Origin of the sequence: Rossellomorea aquimaris (genome assembly GCF_008180865.1) — a bacterium.
In the GTDB taxonomy this organism is placed as follows: domain Bacteria; phylum Bacillota; class Bacilli; order Bacillales; family Bacillaceae_B; genus Rossellomorea; species Rossellomorea yichunensis.
In genome coordinates this window covers 889,497-910,677 of sequence record NZ_VTEX01000001.1, presented here as the reverse complement: position 1 = coordinate 910,677, position 21,181 = coordinate 889,497, and the positions used below count along the sequence as shown (strand labels likewise).

The 21,181-nt window shown below is 39.2% G+C and carries 24 protein-coding genes and 1 riboswitch; of the genes, 8 read left to right on the top strand and 16 right to left on the bottom strand.

Annotated features, from left to right (window positions below; all coding sequences use genetic code 11):
- Positions 1–25: 25 nt before the first annotated feature.
- Complete coding sequence (locus tag FZC88_RS04440; RefSeq protein ID WP_262371789.1) at positions 26–1,294, top strand: glycosyltransferase family 4 protein; 1,269 nt, start codon at positions 26–28, stop codon at positions 1,292–1,294.
- A gap of 48 nt (positions 1,295–1,342) precedes the next feature.
- Complete coding sequence (locus FZC88_RS04435; RefSeq protein WP_148993793.1) at positions 1,343–2,257, top strand: NAD-dependent epimerase/dehydratase family protein; 915 nt, start codon at positions 1,343–1,345, stop codon at positions 2,255–2,257.
- 87 nt (positions 2,258–2,344) lie between these two features.
- Here the strand turns inward: FZC88_RS04435 and FZC88_RS04430 are convergent, their stop codons facing one another.
- Positions 2,345–3,742, bottom strand: coding sequence for a protoporphyrinogen oxidase (locus FZC88_RS04430; protein WP_148993792.1), 1,398 nt, complete (start codon positions 3,740–3,742; stop codon positions 2,345–2,347).
- Positions 3,743–3,977: 235 nt separating this feature from the next.
- Positions 3,978–4,085: riboswitch (SAM riboswitch) on the top strand.
- Between the two features lie 105 nt (positions 4,086–4,190).
- On the opposite strand from FZC88_RS04430, the gene FZC88_RS04425 reads away from it, so the two are divergent.
- Positions 4,191–4,406: a Fur-regulated basic protein FbpA gene (locus FZC88_RS04425; RefSeq protein ID WP_148993791.1), complete on the top strand. Its 216-nt coding sequence runs from the start codon at positions 4,191–4,193 to the stop codon at positions 4,404–4,406.
- Between the two features lie 221 nt (positions 4,407–4,627).
- Complete coding sequence (locus FZC88_RS04420) at positions 4,628–5,197, top strand: TVP38/TMEM64 family protein (RefSeq protein WP_262371677.1); 570 nt, start codon at positions 4,628–4,630, stop codon at positions 5,195–5,197.
- An 82-nt stretch (positions 5,198–5,279) separates the two neighbouring features.
- On the opposite strand, the gene spoIIP is transcribed toward FZC88_RS04420, so the two are convergent.
- The 3 genes from spoIIP to FZC88_RS04405 form a co-directional block, all read right to left on the bottom strand.
- A complete protein-coding gene (spoIIP, locus tag FZC88_RS04415; RefSeq protein WP_187443367.1) occupies positions 5,280–6,443 on the bottom strand; it encodes a stage II sporulation protein P in 1,164 nt (387 codons plus the stop codon).
- Positions 6,444–6,544: 101 nt separating this feature from the next.
- Positions 6,545–7,018 carry a DUF2975 domain-containing protein gene (locus FZC88_RS04410; protein WP_148993790.1) on the bottom strand — a complete coding sequence of 158 codons (474 nt, stop codon included), beginning with the start codon at positions 7,016–7,018 and terminating at the stop codon, positions 6,545–6,547.
- Positions 7,019–7,149: 131 nt separating this feature from the next.
- Positions 7,150–8,625 carry a flavin monoamine oxidase family protein gene (locus FZC88_RS04405; protein ID WP_148993789.1) on the bottom strand — a complete coding sequence of 492 codons (1,476 nt, stop codon included), beginning with the start codon at positions 8,623–8,625 and terminating at the stop codon, positions 7,150–7,152.
- A 205-nt stretch (positions 8,626–8,830) separates the two neighbouring features.
- On the opposite strand from FZC88_RS04405, the gene FZC88_RS04400 reads away from it, so the two are divergent.
- Positions 8,831–9,067 (top strand): hypothetical protein, encoded by a 237-nt coding sequence (locus tag FZC88_RS04400; RefSeq protein WP_148969118.1) that lies wholly within the window; start codon positions 8,831–8,833, stop codon positions 9,065–9,067.
- Positions 9,068–9,166: 99 nt separating this feature from the next.
- Positions 9,167–9,928 (top strand): AAA family ATPase, encoded by a 762-nt coding sequence (locus FZC88_RS04395; RefSeq protein WP_148993788.1) that lies wholly within the window; start codon positions 9,167–9,169, stop codon positions 9,926–9,928.
- Between the two features lie 107 nt (positions 9,929–10,035).
- Here FZC88_RS04395 and FZC88_RS04390 read toward each other — a convergent pair whose 3' ends face one another.
- From FZC88_RS04390 to FZC88_RS24320, 3 genes are all read right to left on the bottom strand, one after another.
- Positions 10,036–10,350: a DUF3892 domain-containing protein gene (locus FZC88_RS04390; protein WP_148969120.1), complete on the bottom strand. Its 315-nt coding sequence runs from the start codon at positions 10,348–10,350 to the stop codon at positions 10,036–10,038.
- A gap of 132 nt (positions 10,351–10,482) precedes the next feature.
- Positions 10,483–11,898: an N-acetylmuramoyl-L-alanine amidase gene (locus FZC88_RS04385; RefSeq protein WP_148993787.1), complete on the bottom strand. Its 1,416-nt coding sequence runs from the start codon at positions 11,896–11,898 to the stop codon at positions 10,483–10,485.
- Between the two features lie 311 nt (positions 11,899–12,209).
- Entirely contained in the window at positions 12,210–12,344 is a 135-nt protein-coding gene (locus tag FZC88_RS24320; RefSeq protein WP_262371676.1) for a hypothetical protein, read from the bottom strand.
- A gap of 285 nt (positions 12,345–12,629) precedes the next feature.
- On the opposite strand from FZC88_RS24320, the gene FZC88_RS04380 reads away from it, so the two are divergent.
- Positions 12,630–13,265: a glycosyltransferase gene (locus tag FZC88_RS04380; protein ID WP_148993786.1), complete on the top strand. Its 636-nt coding sequence runs from the start codon at positions 12,630–12,632 to the stop codon at positions 13,263–13,265.
- A 38-nt stretch (positions 13,266–13,303) separates the two neighbouring features.
- Here the strand turns inward: FZC88_RS04380 and FZC88_RS04375 are convergent, their stop codons facing one another.
- From FZC88_RS04375 to FZC88_RS04335, 9 genes are all read right to left on the bottom strand, one after another.
- Positions 13,304–13,801 (bottom strand): GNAT family N-acetyltransferase, encoded by a 498-nt coding sequence (locus FZC88_RS04375; RefSeq protein ID WP_148994282.1) that lies wholly within the window; start codon positions 13,799–13,801, stop codon positions 13,304–13,306.
- A 129-nt stretch (positions 13,802–13,930) separates the two neighbouring features.
- Positions 13,931–14,503, bottom strand: a complete 573-nt coding sequence (locus tag FZC88_RS04370) for a sugar O-acetyltransferase (RefSeq protein WP_148993785.1) — start codon at positions 14,501–14,503, stop codon at positions 13,931–13,933.
- A gap of 185 nt (positions 14,504–14,688) precedes the next feature.
- On the bottom strand, positions 14,689–15,426 hold the full coding sequence (locus FZC88_RS04365; RefSeq protein ID WP_148993784.1) for a glycosyltransferase: 738 nt from the start codon (positions 15,424–15,426) through the stop codon (positions 14,689–14,691).
- A 154-nt stretch (positions 15,427–15,580) separates the two neighbouring features.
- Positions 15,581–16,486 (bottom strand): glycine betaine ABC transporter substrate-binding protein, encoded by a 906-nt coding sequence (locus FZC88_RS04360; RefSeq protein WP_262371673.1) that lies wholly within the window; start codon positions 16,484–16,486, stop codon positions 15,581–15,583.
- A gap of 24 nt (positions 16,487–16,510) precedes the next feature.
- The gene (locus FZC88_RS04355) at positions 16,511–17,248 is read right to left on the bottom strand and encodes an ABC transporter permease (RefSeq protein ID WP_148993783.1); all 738 of its coding nucleotides are present in this window, start codon (positions 17,246–17,248) and stop codon (positions 16,511–16,513) included.
- 4 nt (positions 17,249–17,252) lie between these two features.
- Positions 17,253–18,245 carry an ABC transporter ATP-binding protein gene (locus FZC88_RS04350; RefSeq protein WP_148993782.1) on the bottom strand — a complete coding sequence of 331 codons (993 nt, stop codon included), beginning with the start codon at positions 18,243–18,245 and terminating at the stop codon, positions 17,253–17,255.
- Between the two features lie 18 nt (positions 18,246–18,263).
- Complete coding sequence (locus FZC88_RS04345) at positions 18,264–18,914, bottom strand: ABC transporter permease (RefSeq protein WP_148993781.1); 651 nt, start codon at positions 18,912–18,914, stop codon at positions 18,264–18,266.
- Between the two features lie 597 nt (positions 18,915–19,511).
- Positions 19,512–19,985 carry a GyrI-like domain-containing protein gene (locus tag FZC88_RS04340; RefSeq protein ID WP_148993780.1) on the bottom strand — a complete coding sequence of 158 codons (474 nt, stop codon included), beginning with the start codon at positions 19,983–19,985 and terminating at the stop codon, positions 19,512–19,514.
- A 12-nt stretch (positions 19,986–19,997) separates the two neighbouring features.
- Entirely contained in the window at positions 19,998–20,633 is a 636-nt protein-coding gene (locus FZC88_RS04335) for an RNA polymerase sigma factor (RefSeq protein ID WP_262371671.1), read from the bottom strand.
- A gap of 94 nt (positions 20,634–20,727) precedes the next feature.
- Between FZC88_RS04335 and FZC88_RS04330 the strand changes: the two genes are divergently transcribed.
- Positions 20,728–21,162, top strand: a complete 435-nt coding sequence (locus FZC88_RS04330; protein ID WP_148993779.1) for a VOC family protein — start codon at positions 20,728–20,730, stop codon at positions 21,160–21,162.
- The last annotated feature ends 19 nt before the right edge of the window (positions 21,163–21,181 follow it).

Below are 21,181 nucleotides of genomic sequence, written 5' to 3'. Positions count from 1 at the left end.
GAAAGGATGAAAAAACTTGAGTCGAATGCCCCCTTTCAACATTCATCCCTCTCTTCTTACCATTATGGATCAATATTATGATGTGAAAAGAGACTCTAAAGAGTCTCTCACTCTCCAACCATTCGGTCAGAAGACAAAAGGCGGTGATTCAAAGCCAATGAAAATCTTGTACGTTACATTTTTTCAATACCCTCATACAGGGGGATTATCACATTACATCACTTCAATAAAAAACGGCTTTGAAAAGGTCGGTCATATTGTAGATGTACTTGCGCCCAACCATATGTCTTCAGAACTGCTGGAAGTATGGATTCCCCAAGCTGCCTCTGAAGCCCGTAACTTTATGCTTAACCGCTACGGAAACGCAAATGAAAAAATCGTAAAAAATCTTAGCTACCTTCATGTATTTGAACACTTTCTCAAAGAAAAAAATCTCCATCAATATGACATCATTCACGCTCAAGACCTATTTGCCATTTTCATTCTGGGACATTTAAATCAAACGTACAAAAAACCTTTACTCTTTACTCCACACGGCTTCTTTACGAAAAGCCGCTTGAAATTCAATAAAATGGAGAAAGGTTCCATTGAAGAAGCCTACTTTACTGAGCTTGAAAAAATAGGTATTGGATCAAGTACTGAAATCGTTATGATTGCAGATTCCTTCAGACCTAACTTAATGGACTTCGGTGCAAAAGATGAAAGAATGGTCACTGTTCATACGGGGATAGATTTCAAACCACTTCCTCATAAAACTCATGAAAACATCATCCTGACATGCGTCTCCCGATTATCTCCACGCAAAGGACATGGATTTCTTCTAGAAGCATTGTCCAAGGTTCGGGAACACCTGACCAATGTAGAAGTATGGATTGTCGGAGATGGTGTTATGAAGGAAAAACTGATTGAACAAGTGAAAGAGCTTAAGCTAGATAACGTGATCTTTTTTGGAAAACGACACGATATACCCCATATTCTTTCGATGTCGGACATCTATGTGTTAGCAACTGTAAATGATAACTTCCCCCTATCCGTCATGGAAGCGATGTTTTCCCGGCAAGCGGTCATCTCCACTACATGCGGGGGAATCCCGGAAATGATCCGACATGAACAAACAGGCATCCTTTGTGAACCTGGTAACGTCGAACAGCTGTCACAAGCGATAAAGCGTTTCATTACCAACAGGGAAGAACGTGATAGGTTTGCTAAAGCCGCTGAATCCTATGCTCGTCAACACTTAACAAGCCAAGAAATGACGAGAAAGATTGAACAGATCTATCAAACATATTTATGAAGAAAGGAGACTCATCATGAGGGAGAATAAACTGATCCAGGATCAAAAATGAAAATTTTAGTTACAGGCGGTGCCGGATTTATTGGCTCCCAAATTATAGATTTACTGCTCGCTGAGGGTCACACACCTATTATCCTCGACAATCTTTCTAATGGCAGGGAGGAAAATGTGCCAAATGGAGTCAAAATATATAGAAAAAATCTATTATCTGATAAAGTTGAACGAATTTTCGAAAAAGAAAAACCCGACATCGTCATGCATCTCGCTGCCCAAGTGAGCGTAGCCAAATCATTGGAAAATCCAGCAGAAGATGCCGCAGTCAATGTATTAGGAACCGTAAAGTTGTTGGAGTACAGCATTAAATACGATGTGAAAAAATTCATCTTCTCCTCTTCGAGTGCAGTATATGGATATACAAATGAGGTGATTCAGGAAGAGAGTTCCACTAGTCCTATTTCCTTTTACGGCACCTCAAAATTAGTATCTGAAACTTATATCAAACTATTTAATAGGCTCTACAATCTTCCGTATACCATTTTGCGTTATGCCAATGTATATGGACCAAGGCAAAGATCCGATGGTGAAGGCGGAGTCATAAGCATTTTTATTGAGCAACTATTAAACAATGAGACACCAATCATCTTTGGGGATGGAAATCAGACACGGGACTTTGTATACGTAGAAGACGTGGCCCGGGCGAATCTTCTTGCCATCACAAATGCTGACAACCAAGTTCTCAATATCAGCACCAACACCCAAACATCCATCAATCTACTCTATACCTTGCTTTCTAACCAAATCCACTCTTTACAAAAGCCAAACTACGAAGCGAAACGGGAAGGAGATATTTTACACAGTCATCTATCAAACACGAAAGCGCTTAAAAACCTTAACTGGGAACCTGAATATGATCTGATTTCCGGACTAGAGAAAACGGCTGCATATTTCAAAAAGAAAGAGTAGTTATGCTATCATAAATCGCATTAATTAAAAGAAAAAGCCTGGATGCCAGGCTTTTTTCCTTTAATGTCGAATTTTAGTCAATATAAATCATGTATTCTTCTCTAAATAATCTACAATCCATTCGGCTGTTTTCTTTCCGTTCTGAATGCAGGCACCTATACCCACTCCATAATATGAAGAACCGGCCAGCTTCACGCCTGGTAGCTCGTTTGCCAGGTTGTTATCTAAAGATTGGACAGACTGACCGTGCTCAAGATGATAATTTGGCATCAGATCTTTCCAATTCGTTACTTCAGCAGAAACCGGGTCACAGTCTATACCTATGCTTTTTCTGATATCCTCTAGTGCCGTACTTACAAGTTCTGACTTGCTATATTCTTTCAACTCATTGTAATGGGGGTTTGTACTTTTATAAAAAAGCCTCAATAATAGTTTTTGGTTATTGGATGTATGCTTCCACTTCCGACTAGTCCATGTGCATGCATCGCATTTCACATCTCGGCCGTTTGATACGATAAAGCCTGTCCCATCAGCAGGAAGGTCCGCATCTGGAATGTTAAATCCGAGGTAGATCGAAATCAGTGATGAGTTTTTCAGTTTATTAAAATCGGGTTCCAGTTGTTCATGAGTCAGTATCTTTTGGGTTACATCATGAGGTGTTGCGAAAACTACATAATCCGTTTGAATGCTACCATGACCATTAAGAGTGAGTTTGTATTTATCACCCGTTTTTTGAAAAGCTTTTATTTCTACACCTTTTAAAATTGTGGCACCTGAGCATTTTTCTTCTAACCGTTCGATGATGGTTGATAAACCATTTTTAAACGAGATGAACTTTCTTTTGGATGCCCCTTGGAATTTTTGTTTATTTGCTGATAAACCTTTAATGATACTGCCGTAATCATTTTTATAATCAAGTAAGTACGGAAGTGTTGAAGCCATAGTGAGTTTATGCAAATTACCGGAATAAACCCCTGATAATACTGGAGCTATCTGTTTCTCGACAAGTTCCTTACCCAGGAATGCTTCTAAAAATTCACCGATGGAACTCTCTTTTGTAAAATGTGTATTTTCCGATTCGAGGTCTTTAAGAGCGTCAATCTTCCCTTCTTCTGACACCAGGGTGCTACTTTTAAGTGACTCAACTGACATGGGAATTCCGAAGATCGTATCTTGGGGAATCTCGTGTAATTCCCCATTTGTATAAATGTAGGATGTGCCTGTTTCATTATAGACCAATTCCTCTTGAAGTTGAAGTTCTTCAACTAGAGAAAGAACCCCTTCATTTCGGGCTACGATGGAATCTGCTCCTGCTTCCATAATGAATTCGCCTTCTCTTATAGTTCTTATTTTGCCGCCAAGCTGCCGATCTCGCTCGATTAAGATTAACTCGATATCTATTTCTCGTTCTATGGATATTTTTTGAAGATGGTACAGAGCTGTTAGTCCTGTAATTCCTCCACCTACGACAACCACTGTCTTCATACGTTTCACTCCAATAATTGCGTTTATGTATACAGATTATCATGTTTATTGTTGATTAGAAAAAGATTCTGTGTCTGAATTGGGAATAAATCGGAATGAAGGTTAGTTTAAACCTTTATATTTTATTTTCAATATCCCTATTCTATCCTATTAACTATATCTATCTCTCAATTCCTAGTTGACAACTATGAATACTCATATATATAATATAAGTATTCCATGACAACTATATAGCTACTTATCCAGAGAGGTAGAGGGACTGGCCCGATGATGCCTCAGCAACAGATTCTACATCGTAGAACACTGTGCTAATTCCACAAGCATTGAGCTTGGAAGATGAGTTGAAGTTTGATACATAAAGCCTTCTTCTTATCTACTAGGAAGAGGGCTCTTTTCAATGAAGGAGCCACTTCCAATGTTCGAATACTAATAAGAGGAGTGATCAAATATGGGGGAAATTCTCCAGGAAGCTATTCAAAATCGTAGAAATGAGTTAATAAACAAATTAATTGTCCACAACATTTTCAAAAAAGGCGACAAACAATTATTCGAGCTGACGCTGCAAGAACTTGAGGATGAATACAAATATCTTCAAAAGGAATGCCATCCGCATAGTGATGTTGGGTCCATCCATTGGAAAAATTGTGAAAAATTAAGCAGTTAAAAAGCAGCAATCCTAGGTTATGGAATGCTGCTTCCTTTTTTTCTATAGTTAAATTAAATGTATGCATTCAACTGCACATCCTCCTCGTTGTGATTCTAGTTTTTTGACAAAGTTGATTCATATATGGACGATTATCTAATCCATTTTTAAAGAAATTCTTTCAAAAACATTCCAGATGTCTTATTCTGATAATCTATAATCTATTACAAAGGAATTAAAATATGACTTCCACCCTGCAACATTTCATGAATGAATTCATCGGCTTAGATAGTTGGTCTCTCATTTTTATCAGTATATTCATTAATATACTCATCAGTATCCTTGGTTTCCTGCCAAGTGTCTTCTTAACGGCCTTTAATATTTCCGCATTTGGGTTTTGGACAGGAATCGTGATTTCCATACTTGGTGAATCCCTAGGGGCCATTGTTAGTTTTTATTTGTACCGAAAAGGAATGAAGTTTGCAGGTATTGATCAGATTCTGTCAAACAAATACTTTCTTAAATTAAAAGAAGCGTCTGGAACGGAATGGATCTTTCTTCTATTTTTGTTCCGCATGGTTCCATTTGTGCCTTCAAGTGTGGTAACCGTTGCCGCTGCTTTTAGCTCTATTTCTATTGTTGCCTTTTCTGTGATCAGTTCTTGCGGGAAGATTCCTTCGTTGTTGATTGAGGCATTCGTGGTAATGAATGTGTTAGATGCGGATAAGGGTACGGTTATTCTATTGGCAGGTTCGGTGGTGGTTGGGATGTTTTATTTGGCATATCGTTGGAGAAAGAACAATAGATTATAATTGTGTCAGTTACGGAAACCAATCTCCTCAGGAAAAGAAAAAAGACGTCTACCACACGGCATACGTCTTTTCTCCCTTTCAATTATTGTGCATTTACCTCGACAGCATCCTTCTTGTAATATTCTGCAAAAATCTCCGCAAACGCTTCTGTAGAGTTATACAATTCCACTAAATTATTTTCAACTCCGCCAAACTCAAGTAACATGGCTCTCTCGGTTAGGTCCTGATTGTAAACCCCGTTACCTTCTGCTCTTGTTTTGATGAAAACTCCCCGGCTGATGCCAGGATATTTTTCCTCCAGTTTAGCATTCAATTCCTTTGCGATCTTAAGGTTCTTTTCAAAGTTTTTGTTTTCTTTTCCTACGATAAAAAATAAGCGTGCATAGTTTTTACCGTTAATGGTTTTGGTAGTGATGCTCCGCGGCTGAGAATCCCGATGAATATCGATCAGGTACGTTAAGTCATCGTTTTGGGCTATGGCTTCTTGTACTAGTCCCCTTGATAACTGATAGGATTCAAAATATGTCCATGACTTGTCTTTGAGTGCTTTGTTTACATCTGTCTTATCCTGAACTGCCCCAATCCCCCTTGCTTCAAGTTCTTGCTTTAATTTGGACCCTACAGCAATGACGTTGACCTTCTCGTTGGTACTCGCTGGATCTTTCGAATCGTTATTTTTAATTAGCGGGCTGAACGCTTCCCAGCTGTGTGAATGATAGATGTAGACGGATTTTTCATCAATCTCTTGAACTCCGTCTCCCGAGTTGTTGTTTGCCTGATCAATTTGGCTCTGATCGAATTCCTGATCTTTCAACTGATCTTCTGTTGGCGCCGGTGATTCATTCGGGAGGTTCGTAATGTCAGTCCCCTTCCCCGCAACGGCTATGTGAGTATGATAATTTTCGATTCCCGGGATTTCCCGTCCAAATAAACTTCGCGGATCAAGGAGTGAAACATTCGTGACGCTTTCCAACCAATCAAAATCACTGTTTAATGCTGCCTCATTTGTAACCCGCAATCCTGTCATTTCCTGTGACAACAACATAAGAAACGTTTCCTTCGGTACTAGTTCCGACATTGATGAATACAGTAAACTATCCACCCTCAATTTTATGGCAGTTGACGAGATCAACCATACGGTCAAGTACATGAGTACGATACCGATCAATACTACCCGAATGATGGCCTTCATAGAGACGAATACTAGTGGGACTAAGCTATTGTTGTTTCGAGACTTATACGACATCATCAGTACCCCTATATAAAGTATTTAATAGTTAACTTTATGCAGGGTGTTGATAGAGTAGAAGGTTTTTTCCGGGATTCGGTCGGATTTCCTATTTCACCTCATACCGTGTAATCATTTTCAACTTTTAGTTTAAGTGCATTCCGCAGTAATTCTTGTAGGACTGCTGCGAATATCGATATGGTGACAGACGCAAAGCTAATAATGATCCCGACCATAGCAATACCCGGATGAAGAGCATTTTGGATTAGTAGAAACACTATTCCTGACACATAAATGGCAGTAATTAGTAAGGCATACAGTTTTATTCGATGAAGAGCCACTATTGCCTTCGTCGAAAAAGCGTTCTCTTCAATACACGTTAAAAGCTTAAAAGCTTGGTACAGCGCTAAATTAAATGGAACCGCTGTTAAGTATAATCCTATTAAAATCGGCCATTTCAAATAAGCGAATTGGGGAAATAGATCGGCCGAATGCTTCGCCATGGTTGGCAACCAGACAATACAAAGGATGAATACAATCGCTCCTATTGCCATTACTGCCCCTTTTAAAAAAATCGTCGTTCCTCGTTTCATAACACACCTCTGATACCATGTTTTTCTAAATTATATAATGAGATTTATTGTTTTCCAATAAAATATTATTGATTTTTTATAAAAACTTCTATACGAACAAATGCATGAGTAAACTCATGCATTTTAATCCCTTATCTGCTATTCACTTCATTGGCTGCCCTTACCCCCGACTCTATCGCCCCTTCAATCCAACCATGAAAAGAGGATGTGTGCTCTCCGGCAAAATGAATTCTGCCTTCGGGTATCTTGATATAATCCCCGATATCACTTGCCTGACCAGGGGTATAAAGGGTAAAACATCCTGCAGAGAATGGGTTTTTACTCCAGTTGTAGACTACATAATTCAGCATTTCAGTATACACCTGTTCGCCATATATTTTAGATAGGTCTTCTAATACTTCTTTGATGATTTCTTGTTTTGATTTACTGTTCCATAAGAGTGCATTCTGTCCCCAGCTGTAACTCGCTAACATGACCCCTGGTTTATTGCTACCCTTGTCGTGACTCGGCATATACGTAAAGCGTGTGGGGAGATCTGACACGATGTTTCCGTAATCCATATCTTCCCAGAAGCGACGACGAAATTCGATTCCTATTTTGACGGATGGAATATTCGTTACTTCCCGGATCGCCTGCCACTTTTTGAAGGATATTGAATCATAAGGTACGACATCGATATACTGGAAGACAGTAAATGGTATGGTTACAATGACATAATCGGCATTGTATTCCCGTACCAATCCGTCTGCGGAGTTTACTGATCTAACGCTTACTCCGCCATCGGATTGTATAATGTGGGTCACTTTTTGATTCAGTAGAATGTGTGACCCAATCTCTTGGACAAATCCATAAGGTAAGTGGTCGTTTCCTCCTTTTATTTGATAAAATTTTGTTTGTTTCCTGAATATAGGAAAGATGATGTCTTTTAATATGTCGACGAAGGAGAATTCAGGGAATCCTTCTATCCCGAGAATGACATTGATTTTCCGGATTGCATTATAGGATAATGATTTACCGTATGGGTTATTTGCTAAAAATTGTCCCATCGAATAGCCAGAGTATTTTTTTATTAAATTTTGTTGTTCCTCATGGTCACTGTTATTATACAATTCGATAAAGGGTTTGGTTGCTTCAAGGAATAATTGCGAAGCCGTTTTACCCTGCTCACCTTCTGGTAAAGGATACTGTAGAATGGCTGGATTATTTTCGTATAGCTCCCTTGTTGTAAGGATATTGTTTACAAATAGTAAATCTCTTGGGGAATTATTAATGAATTCATGATAAGGAAGCTTGAATCTTCGGATATACTCAAACACCAACTGATGGTTATCGGGAATTCTCATGGCTCCCAGGTCCAAATAATTACCGGGTGTGAATGGCTTACGAACTGTATATACCCTGCCCCCGATCCGTTTATTTCCTTCTAAAACCGTTACCTCATGTCCGGCTTTTTTCAGTAGAGAAGCTGCGACTAAACCACTCATTCCTGCTCCAATGATTATCACTTTTTTGGGTTTGGTTGGATTTAATCCATTCCGGATAATGGCCAGCATATCGTCTGGATAGTTCAATTTGGAGGGGTCATCTTTTGAAAGTTGATTTACCATCTCATCACCCGCCTCCCTTTTTCTTACATCATATGACGTCAAGAAAGGGGGTATACGTATGATATCTGTGACAAAAAGCTCATTTCCAGTCATTTTCAGAACAAACGTTTCTATTTATACGTTTATGTGTTATACTTAAGTTTCATTGGGTCTACGAGACTGTATTTAGTCAATCCCTCGAGCAAGTAGAAGGGAGACATGTTATATGTCACTAGAAAATATCGTAACCATGCTCAATACTCTTAAGGAATTCAAGGATAGTGAGATCGTTCATACGATATCAAGTCATGATCACTCACCCGTTATGACCGTTACCTACCAGTTGGACAGGGATTGCTTTCAAATCACATATATGGATTCAATGAAAGTTGAAGAGTTTACAGACATTAGTCTTTTGGCTACAACTATAGAAAGTGTTGTTCTTCTCGAACCTTCAAGATAAGATAATAAAATGGAATGCCATTACGTAAATCGTGATGGCATTTTTTTGTACCCGGATTCTGTTTTTTTATGCTAACCTATAGATAAAAAGGAGGACATTATGTCTTTATCTTCTCAATCTTATATTCGAAAAGTGTCACTTCAAAGGGAAAACGTTCCTTCTTTTCATTCGTATCCCTTTCATATTCCAAGTATTCGGAGCCTGACAGACCTCTCCTTTCACCCAAATGTTACATTTATTGTGGGGGAAAACGGAATGGGGAAATCAACTCTCCTTGAGGCCATTGCAATGGCCATTGGTTTTAATCCTGAAGGAGGTACGCTGAACTTTTCATTCTCCACGTATGATTCGTATTCGAATCTGGATAAGTACTTAAGGATTGTGAGAGGCGTCGAACGACCAAAGGATGGTTTTTTCTTGAGAGCAGAAAGCTTTTACAATGTTGCGACGAATATAGAAAAATTGGATCAGCAGCCCTCTTTTGGGCCGCGAGTGATTGATTCTTTTGGAGGGAAATCTCTCCATGAGCAATCACACGGAGAAGCCTTTTTCTCAACCTTTATGAATCGTTTTCGAGGTAAAGGGATTTACATATTGGATGAGCCGGAAGCCGCACTCTCCCCCTTAAGGCAGTTATCCATGCTCTCCAGGATACATGAACTTGTGAATGATGACTCACAGTTCATTATTGCCACTCACTCACCCATTCTGATGGCATACCCTTCTTCTTCCCTGATTGAATTAACAGAAGAAGGTTTAGAAGAGTCTTCATTGGAAGAAACCAGCCATTATAAGACTATGAAGCAATTTTTTGATGAGCGGGAACGAATGATCTATCATCTATTGAAAGATGAGGACTGAACGTGGGAATAGGATTTATTCATAAAGTTGTTGATTGATGAAGCATTCCCTTAATAATAAAATCGAGCATAAAACCAACACTGGTTTTATGCTCGATTTTATTATTGTTAAAAAGAAGGAAGTTCACTTAGATTATTCTCTTTTATTCCATCGGGTTCACTGCGAAGAACATCTCTCCCATACCGATGAATCACATCGACATGAGCTAGTTTTCCTGACTTTGCTTCTTCTAGTGCAGTGATATAATCCAACTCCCTCCCGCTTTCGGTTTTAAAAGCGATGAGATCGTCGTCCTCGTTTCGGCGAACGGCTACAATCTGTTCTGCTCCAGTTGCAATCTCCTGAGCCATTTCTACTTCAGCTTGAAATTCACCTTGCTTCTTGTATTCTTCATAAACCTGTTCAAAGCTCTTCTTTTCCATCTGGTTCACCTCCCGAACATACGTTTAGTATTTGCTCTGGAGCACAGGATTATGATAAAAAAAAGACAAATATACACTGCTTCCTCTTCCACTCAAAAAAAGAGTGCCATCCATCACGGCACCCCACTATCATCATTTCAGTTTCTCAAGAGTATCATTTAACTCAATTTTTTGTTCCTCTATAGCTTTCATCGCATCTTGGATGTTTCTTTTATAAACAGAAAGAATACTTTGTCCATAGGTTGTCCCCGGTACTGCCCATTTTCCGTTCAAATCTGTCCAGTTTTTGGCGCTCCCTCGTGTGACTAATGAAAAACGGGGATCCACGAGTGATTGTCCTTGTGGAATTGGATCGGTTGAAGCATACGCGTACAGATGCTGAATATGAGCAAGAACCCCTTCTTCTGGAGTCTTAAATGATGCTCCGTCATTTCCAGGACCGGTAGTACCAATCCCTGCATAGTTATTTTGATTTGGGTTGACTTGTCCTGTGAATCTGAAATAGTTGGTTTCATGTATTGCTTGAGCGTAAGCTACGTCACCTTTAATTCCATAAAGATTCCCGTAAAAGAGATAAAATCCCCCTAACAGTGGCGCATCCGGGTTAATCGTTTTCACAAAGTCATCCAATTGTTCTGTTCGTAATACAGATGGGCCCAAAATTGAATACTGTATTCCCGGCGGCAAAGGAGGCTGTGTCGGTTTTGGCGGATCAGTTGGAGATGGTACAGGGGGCTTGGGGCTATCATCGGCAACTCTTACTAAAATAAATGCTTCAATACCCATTTTTTTTAGTGTGGCCACTTGTTTTTCTGCGTTCACTCTTTCTGTAAAAGCACCAGTTTGAACCCTGTAATACGTTTTCCCCAAGACCACCACTGTATCAATGAATGAATTTAAACCTTTTCTATTCAACTCATTTACTTGGTCTTCAGCATTTTCACGCTTCGTAAATGATCCAGCGATCACTTTGAAAAGTTCTTTTTCATTCACTATTTTCGCAGGTAAACCTAAAGCCTTAGCAACACCCCTTGCGATTGCCACACCTACAGTCTTTCTAAATGCAGCGTTGTTCATTAACGCAATATCCTTTGGATTATCAATAAATAGAATCTCAAGTAGAAGTGAAGACATGTTCGTTTCACGTAATACGTGAAAATTCGCTCTCTTTTTCCCTCTATCAATCACATTATAAGATGATTGAATAGCTGAAGTAACCTCATCGTGAATGATTTTCTGATAGGTAATCGTCTGGGAAGGAACACTGCCATTATACACATAGCTCTCAAATCCGGTTCCACCCCCAGCATTATGATGGATGGACAAGTAAAAATCAGGATTAGTACGGTTGGCAAAGTTTGATCTTTCCGTTAAAGAAAGCGTTTCATTACCAGTTCTCGTCATCAAAATGTCCACATTGTAGTTTTTCAACAAATAGTCTCTTACAATGAGTGCCGTTGAGAGATTGAAGGTTTTCTCTTCATTCCCATTGTAAACAGCACCTGGATCAGTACCTCCATGACCAGGATCAATCATTATAGTTTTCAATATTATATCCTCCTAAGAGTATGACATATAGTACTATATTCACATATGGACAAGCCTGCTTGGACTTTACCTGCTTTCTCCTCTAAGATAATACGAAAAAATGTTCCCTGTAGTGAAGGGAACATTTTTTATGCACGATTCTATTTTTATGGAGGAAACTTTCTTATAGGTGTTTTTATTCTATTTCTTTATTTTATTTCTTTACTCTCGTTCTTATTCATCATTTTGTATCAATTGGCCGGCGGAGGTTCATACTGGTGCTCGCTTCATTTTTTTCAGTATGAACTGTTGATCTTATAACCATTGTTCTTTTAATGAGTCAGGAGTCGAAGAGTTACCCCAAACTGTGCAACGTACATATTTGAGAGGGAAGGAGATCCCAAGTCATACTTGGAATGAGTTGCTGGTGGACTGCTGAAAAGATACACTTGTAATTTTCTTGCCAATGCATCACCTCCATAGAATACTTTATGCCGAGAGTGAGTGGAAGGTGAGGACAAGCAACGAGTTTTTATAGAAATTGGACAGCCTTTTTTTAAAAAAAAAATTGAATCTCTTTTCAATTACGGCTTCCCTAAAAAAGAGAGAAATCCGCATCCATTCTACGTACCTTCCATCCTCGATTACTATTTCAAATATATCAGCACATTTTACCAATTAGGTTTCTATGAGTGAATGGGGAAAAGAAGTGAATAATAAAAGGCGAAAGCAAAATGAATGGAGGAGTATTAGTGAAAAAGATTGGAATTCTTGTGGTGGGGTTTATGATAACACTTTCTTTCTTACCTGCACTCAGTACTTCAGCAGAAGCTAAGCAGGCTGAATGTGTAAGCGAAGCCAACGTGAAAGCAAAAGAAGACATGAGAATCTTATGGAACGAGCATGTCATCTATACCCGTAATTATATTATAAGTGCCGTTGATGGATTAGAGGATCAGGATGTGGTCCTTGCAAGATTACTTCAAAATCAAAAAGACATCGGGAATGCAATAAAACCTTTTTACGGCGAAGAGGCTGGTAATAAGCTGGCTGATTTGTTGACTGAGCATATTGTATTGGCAGGAAAAATCGTTGATGCCGCAAAAAATGGAAAGCAAGCAGCGGTGGAGAAATTAAACAAAGAATGGTATCGAAATGCAGATGACATTGCAGGATTTTTAGCAAAAGCAAATCCTTACTTGTCTGAAAATGCGCTAAAAGACCTGTTATATATGCACTTGCAATTCGTCAGCGATGAAGCAGTCGCACGTATCAAGAAAGACTGGAAAGGAAACATTACAAGCTTCGATAAAGGGAGAGCCCATATTCTTCACCTGTCTGATGCCCTAACAGCTGGAATTGTAAAGCAGTTTCCGGAGAAGTTTTAATTGTTTCAGAGCTAGGGTGAATCGAGCCATCCTGGCTTTTAATAATCTTCATTACCAACTCTGTCACTTCTTCTTTCAAGCAGCACCACATCCCGCCAGGCTCCATCCAGTCTTCCAATTCTTTCTCTTATGCCTACCTCACGAAAACCATATTTTTTATGAAGGTGAATACTCGAAAGGTTCTCTGGAAAAACCCCTGACTGTAAGGTCCAAATTCCTTGTTCCTCACTTTGTTCAATTAATGATTTCATGAGGGCGCTCCCAATACCTTTTCTATTATATTTCATACTGACATACACACTGACTTCAGTGACGCCTGCATATACGCACCTACTTGAGATGGGACTCAGGGCGGCCCAACCAACTATTTGCCCATCGATGATTGCTACAATCCGACAATCCTTAAGATGTGTTTCGTCCCAATCTTCCCAAGAAGGTACTACGTGTTGAAAAGTCGCGTTTCCTGTATTGATCCCCTCTAAATAAATGTTACTAACTTGTTCCCAAACTGACGGGAGCATGGCTTGTATTTTCATCATTTCACCCTTTTCAAGAAGAAAGTTGACCAATTTTATTTTGAATAGAAGCAAGTAATGCCTCTCAGGTCCAATGAATTACGTAGTTCGTTAAACTGCAACCTTTAAGAAACAACCTTTTGAAAAAGATTACCTCTTATCTTCCAAGTCAATCTCCTTGATGATACGGGCAGGATTTCCACCCACCACTACATTAGACGGGACATTCTTTGTCACAACTGCACCAGAAGCAATAACCACATTATCACCTATCGTCACTCCGGGATTGATAATTGCGCCTCCACCGATCCAGCAGTTGTCTCCGATTTTGACAGGCTTCCCGAATTCCGGTCCTTTGTTTCGTTCAATCGGATTCACTGGGTGAGTCGCTGTGTAAATATGTACTCCAGGTGCGAGCATACAATTTTCACCGAAGCGGACTTCACACACATCCAAAATCACACAGTTAAAATTAGCGAAGAAATGATTGCCGACGTGAATGTTATATCCATAATCACATCTGAAGTCAGGCTCTAAATATACGTTTTCCCCTGTAGATCCGAACAACCTTTTTATGGCATCCACTCTCTTCTCATCATCTTCTTCTGTGGTTTGATTTAGCATACGAGTTAAAAAACGGGCTTGTTTTCTCTCACTCATTAATTGCGGGTCCCATGGTTCGTAAAGATCACCGTCCAGCATTTTCTGTTTTTCAGTTTTCATTTAAGTGCCTCCTTAATATGTAGTAAGTTTACTATTTTTAAATTGAATATACCAGAAGAGTGTCTCTTCTGGCTCGGTTGGGAGTCTGCCAAGGTGATTTAAACTGACAAATATGAATTGATCAGTATTCTGTATGTGGTAAATGGTATTAGGAGTCCAGTAAATTCTTCATGATCAGTTCATTCTTAGAATCTGATGCTCTTCAATGCAGCCCCATTTTCTGACAGATAATGAAGGATCTTATGATGATAATGTTGTTTAATAATGGATACCTCCTTCTTCAATTTGTCAGAATGTTTACTCGTTCCCGACTCAGGGTGTGATCTATACTTCAATAAAACCTCATCTAAATAATATATGACATACCCATTGATTAACATCCTGTTCCACATCTCAAAATCTTGCGTGAATTTAAATTCTGTACTGAAATATCCTATATCCCTGAACACATCTTTATGCACCATGATGGAACACCCATTGACAGGATTGATAGTCAAAAAGGTATGATATATTTCTTCTGCATTGGTAAATCTCTTTCCAATGCAGGGGAGCAACACTTCATTTGTTTGGTTAATAACATCATAATTATGGAAGCTTGCCTTAGCCCTCCTTCGTAACATATAATCCAATTGCTTCTCTATTTTCAGATGATCGAAATAGTCATCTGAACTCAACCAAGCGATATAATCTCCACTTGCTCTCTTTATTCCTTCATTTACAGCCGATGCCGTTCCTCCATTTTCTTTTCTGAAGTAGTTAATTTGATTTAAAAAGGGTGTTAGCCTCTCAACTTCTTTTGTTGATCCATCATCAATTACAACTACTTCAACGTTCGAGTAAGATTGATTCAATGCACTACGAATCGCCTGATCGACAAATGAACAATTATAAAAAGGTATAACAATAGACACAGTAGGTTTCAAGAAAACTCCTCCAATGTTGCCTTGAACAAAGACGTAATTACTATAGACTATTCACTCCATTGTTTTATGCTTAGACGAATGAGCTATAAAGTGGCTATCATATTCAAAAAAGAACTAAACCAAAGGCGGTTTAGTTCTTTTTTTTATCATTGATCTATTCTTTAATCAACTCATTCTCAACAAGCCAGTCATGAGCCACAACGGATACACTATTCCCTTCAATATCCACTTTGTAATTTAGCTCCCTCATAATATCACTGTTAAGTTTATCGGCTAATTTAGCCGTGATGTCTTTGATTTCCGGGTATTTTTCATAAACGTTTTTATTTATGCTTACGGCGGCCCGGTACGGTGGAAAGAATTTCTTATCGTCCTTCAACGTCACCAGGTCATAATCTACAATCGTTGCATCTGTCTCAAAGGCAACCGAAACATCGACTTGGCGGTTATTCAGTGCTCTTTGGGTCAGGCCGAGATCCATCTGTTTGATCTGTCCCGAACCGAATTTGAAACCGTACAATTCCTCTACTCCTGGAAGACCGTCCGGACGATTCGCAAATTCTGCATCAGACGCCATTGTTAATTCGCCAGGATTGTTATTGACATAATCAGCCAGATCACTGATTGATACAATATCCAATTCCTTTGCCTGATCCTTATTCATGACTAGTGCGTATGTGTTATTCACATTGGACATATTCATCCAATGAATGTTCCTTTTCGCATCAAGCTCTTTCACTTTTTGAAAGGTCTTTTCGGGGTCTGACATCGGTTCTTGTCCCATATATGTGATAAGGGCCGTTCCCGTGTATTCCCACATCATATCCACCTGCTCGTTTTCCAATGCTTTACGAACAACCGTACTTCCCAGGTTGTTCATTTGCTTTACTTTGAAACCCTCTTCCTTTAATAGAAAAGCGGTCATCTCTGAAAGAAGATATTGCTCCGTAAAGTTCTTTCCACCTACAGAAATTTGTTTGCCTCCTATCCCTACGTTCGAACAGGCGCTTAGCATAAGAGTCAGGATGAGAATCCCTATCCATTTTGAATACCGTATCACGATCGTCACCTCCTGCTTTATGAATTACATTTCTAATGTTTGTTTCGTACCTTTTGGAACGACGATTCTCTCCACCAATCGCAGTAGTAAATCTACCAGTATCGCTAGTATCGTTACAGGTATGGCACCTGAGATTAAGTATCCATTATCGAACAATTGAATACCTGTAAAAATCCATACACCTAATCCTCCACCACCGACGACATAAGCCAGGGCAGCTGTACCGATGTTCAATACGACCGCTGTTCGGATTCCAGCCAGGATCGAATATGCTGCATTGGGTAATTCAATACGGAAGAGGATTTGATACGGCTTCATCCCCATTCCTCTGGCAGCATCGATAAGATTTTCATCAATTGAGTCAATTCCAGCAACCGTATTTCTGTAAATCGGTAAAAGGGAATAAATAAACAGTGCAAAAATGGCTGTTTTAAAACCGATTCCTAATATACTGATCATAAGTGCAAGAACCGCTAAGCTAGGAATCGTTTGGCCAAAATTGACTGTATTAGACACGATCCACTCTGCTCGTCTGAACTGCTTTCGTGTAATCAAGATTCCAGCCGGGATCGCGACTATAAGAGCTAATATGGAAGAAACAAATACCAGCTGTAAATGCTGCTTCAATAAAAGGAGAAACGTTTTCGATTGACTGAACATATAATCGAAGTATTCATTTTTAATAGCCCAGGCAAAGAAAAGGATGACCAGTGCATATACGAAATACCGAACGACATTACTGACAACCTTTTTTGTATTCACAGAATCATCCTTTCTGAACCAGGTTCGTTTTTCCTTTGATCTCATAGTGTAGATATTTTTGTACAAGATCAATCGTAATGGCCCCTTGTTTAATACCTGCGTCATCCGTCACGATGACCTGGTCAGCTTCCTGATTTAAAAGCATTGACAAGGTATTTCGAAGATCATGACGAATATTGATCGTTTTCGTATCAGGAATGGATTCATCAAAGTCAGCTAAGCCTATGATGTTCTTCAAGTTTTCAATCGTATGTAAACTTAAACTTTTGATGGCACGATCTTTACCAAAGAACTCATATACAAAATCACTTTTTGGACGGACGAGCATTTCTGATGGAGTGTCGTACTGCATGATTTCTCCTCCACGCAATAGAACAATCTTATCTGCCATTTTAATCGCTTCATCGATATCATGACTCACAAAAAGAATCGTTTTCTTCACTTCACGCTGTATCTGCAGAAATTCATCCTGTATTTTTTCACGAATGATTGGATCAAGTGCCCCAAACGGTTCGTCCATCAACATTACTGGAGGATCTGCTGCCAGCGCACGAATAACACCAATTCTTTGCTGCTGACCTCCGGATAACTCATGTGGATATCTCCTACCGAACTTATCTCCGTTAAGGCCGATCATTTCCATCAGCTTATTGAACCGCTCTTTCTTTTTCTTTTTGCTCCAGCCTAGCATGTCAGGAACAATCATAACGTTTTCCTCGATCGTCATATTAGGGAACAGTCCGTTACTTTGAATGACGTACCCGATTTTTCTACGCAATTCAATTTGATTTAAATCCATTGAGTCCTGCCCGTCGATGATGATTTTTCCGTCTGTAATCGATTCCAGCCTGTTCACCATTCGCAATAAGGTGGTTTTCCCACACCCTGATGGACCTAATAATACGACTATGTGACCTTTCTCAACGGTAAAGTCGACACCTTTAACCGCTGTCACATCGCCTTCGTAAGTTTTCGTTGTATGATCAAATGTAATCATCTCTTCACCTCTTCCACTTTATGCAATGCTTTTTGGTGTGTATCGCTTTTGAATCCATAATAGGATTGCATCTGCAATCATAGCCAATATCGCCACTGCTACAGATCCACTAATAATTAAATAATTGTCTCCTCTGGAAATCCCTTGAGTAATAAGGACTCCGAGGCCACCAGCTCCGATATAAGCTGCAATTACACCGATTCCTATGTTTAAGACGACGGCTGTTCTGATCCCCGCCATGATTACAGGGAATGCATTTGGGATCTCCACCCGCAGCAGACGTTGATGAGTCTTCATCCCGACCCCCTTCGCCGCATCACGCATCTCAGGACTTACGTTTCGAATCGCTGTATATGTATTCCGTATAATAGGTAGCTGAGAATAAAGAACCAATGCCACAAAGGCCGGAACAAATCCTATTCCCTGGTTGATGATTGAAAAAATCGGAATCATCACCCCAAACAAGGCAATGCTGGGAATAGTCAGCATAACCGAGGCAATCTGCAGCACGGTCTCCGCCAAATAATCATTGGTTGTTAAATATATCCCTAAAGGTATCCCGATTAAAAGGGCAACGAAAATCGCAAGTCCGACGAGCACTGCATGCTCAATCGTCAAGTCAAGAATTCGAGGTGCATTAACCTCCAGAAACTTCATCCATTTCTCCACAGTTTACACCCTCCTTTATTTATGTATTTTGGGCAAAACAAAAGCCGTCCAGGATCTAATCTAGTCCTGACGACCCACGGATTTAGTATAACCGTATAATTGCGCCAACATTCTTTTACCCCATTTGTGGAATTTTGAAACATTATGTCGGAAAATAGTGGTGGAAAAGGTTAAGTTTTGGCTGTGAATTTTTGTTGGATCAAGAGGTGTAATGAGAGGTGTGGAGTGTATGCGATACCTATCATTGTGTAGTCTTTTTTGGTTTTTTGGGAATTATATAATAATTTTTTAAAAATTAGAATTTTTTAGTGAAAGAGTTATGAAACGGTCGGTTGGGTCCGTTAGGGTTTAATTTTCATGATGATGCATGTGCTGAAAAAGGAGATAACGGCGATATTTTCGTTTTAACGGCGAAAATTTTATTTTAATGGGAAATATTTACTTTTATCGGCGATATTTCTAATTTAACGGCGAATCGGTCTCAAACCCATGATTGCAAGCTTTCCAACCTTTTCTGCAAAATTTATAACACGATATGCCCCTCTCCACTCACGTCCAATCAAAAAAACCGACTCTATTATAGAGTCAGCCATCCAATCACTTCGATTCAACTGTATCCAACAATTCCACTTCTACCTGTTCACCACTATCAAAACGATAAAATTTCTCTAAGTGCCATAAATCTCTACGTCTTGCATATCCATTTATCCCTGCCCATTCATGCATGTCACGATATGCATCTCTAATTCCATGATTCGTCCCTTGATAAAAGGAACTTACATAGGTTTGTGGCGGAATCGTTAATGACACCATGCCAGGGGGAATAACTTCAATCTTCTCCACTTCCATCCCTACCCAGTATCCATCCAAGTCGCCAGTAGTGTCCTCTGCAATGAACGCACCAAGTTGAATCTGCTTATTTATAAGATCCTTAATCTCATGGACCCTTTCTTTCAATTTAGAAGCAGCTTTTGGAATCTCTATTATGTACTGGTCACCGGGGCATACGACTCGAATACCTATTAATTTCAATTCACCAATTTTCTTCACTTTTATGTTACGCGTTATCATAATTATACCTCCTCAACTGATGATTTCTAACACATTTCCATCTGGATCAACAACATAGCTAATAGTATTCACTGATTTTCTCGAGGCACTGTAATACTTGGTTTCTAGCAGTCGATAATATTGAAATAATCGTAATGTATTTGATTCCTTGATAGAGTTTGTTATTTCAAAAAGGAGTTGTTTATCAGAATTTGCATATGGAGCACCCTTCATCAGTCTATTTCTGGCACGGTGAAGAGCGGTCTTGACCGATGTATCGCTGATTCGAAGCATTGAGGCGATTTCTTTAGATGAGTATCCATACACGTCTTTCAATGTGAGAAGCATAGCTTGCTTAAGGGGTAACACTGTAAATAGACATTCCAACAGAGAGTCATATTCGGTAAAGTCATATGATTCGAAATGATACTCTTCATGAAAGCAAACCACATCTTTGCTTTTTCTTTTACCATCGATAAAAAGGTTTTTGGCGATGGTATAGAGAAAGGACATGGATAAGTTTCGTTCGGGATCTGACTTCATCAATCTGTAAGTTTTCAAAAGGGTATCCTGAACAAGGTCTTCTGCTTCTGGAATAGAACCAGATAGCTTCATACAATACTTATAAAGTTTTAGAATCGTAGTTTCCAGTTCCTCAAAAATCAACATTTTCGTCCTTTCAAAAAAAATTTAAAAACATTTGTAACTTTTATTCTAGTATAATCGTTATACCAATGAATTCCAAATAGAAGGAGTGAGTTTTTTGTTTAAAGTCGGTAGTGTATTTATCCCGGTGACGGACATGGAGAAATCGATGAAATGGTATGAAAAGCATTTAGGTGTGAGAAAGATTGATACCTGGGATAGTGGTGCAGGTTTTTATTTCCCTAATAGTGACACTCAAATAGGATTGGTTCAGGTGGAATCCCCTCAGCCTACTGAATTTGTCATCAGTGGGAAGAGGAAAAATGTGTACTTTAATTTTTTAGTAGACAATATTGAGGCTGTGCATGAGAAGTTAAAGAGTGCAGGTGTTGTCACTACCCCTATTGAGGACTTTGGTGGTATGAAAGGGTTTGATTTCTTTGATCTAGACAACAATCCCTTTAGTGTCGTAAATGAACAAGAAGATTCTCCCTTCCATCGAAAAAACATTAGAAAATCTCAAGAAACAAAAAAAGGAAGTTCAAGTTACTGATTCATCTTTAATAATTCCC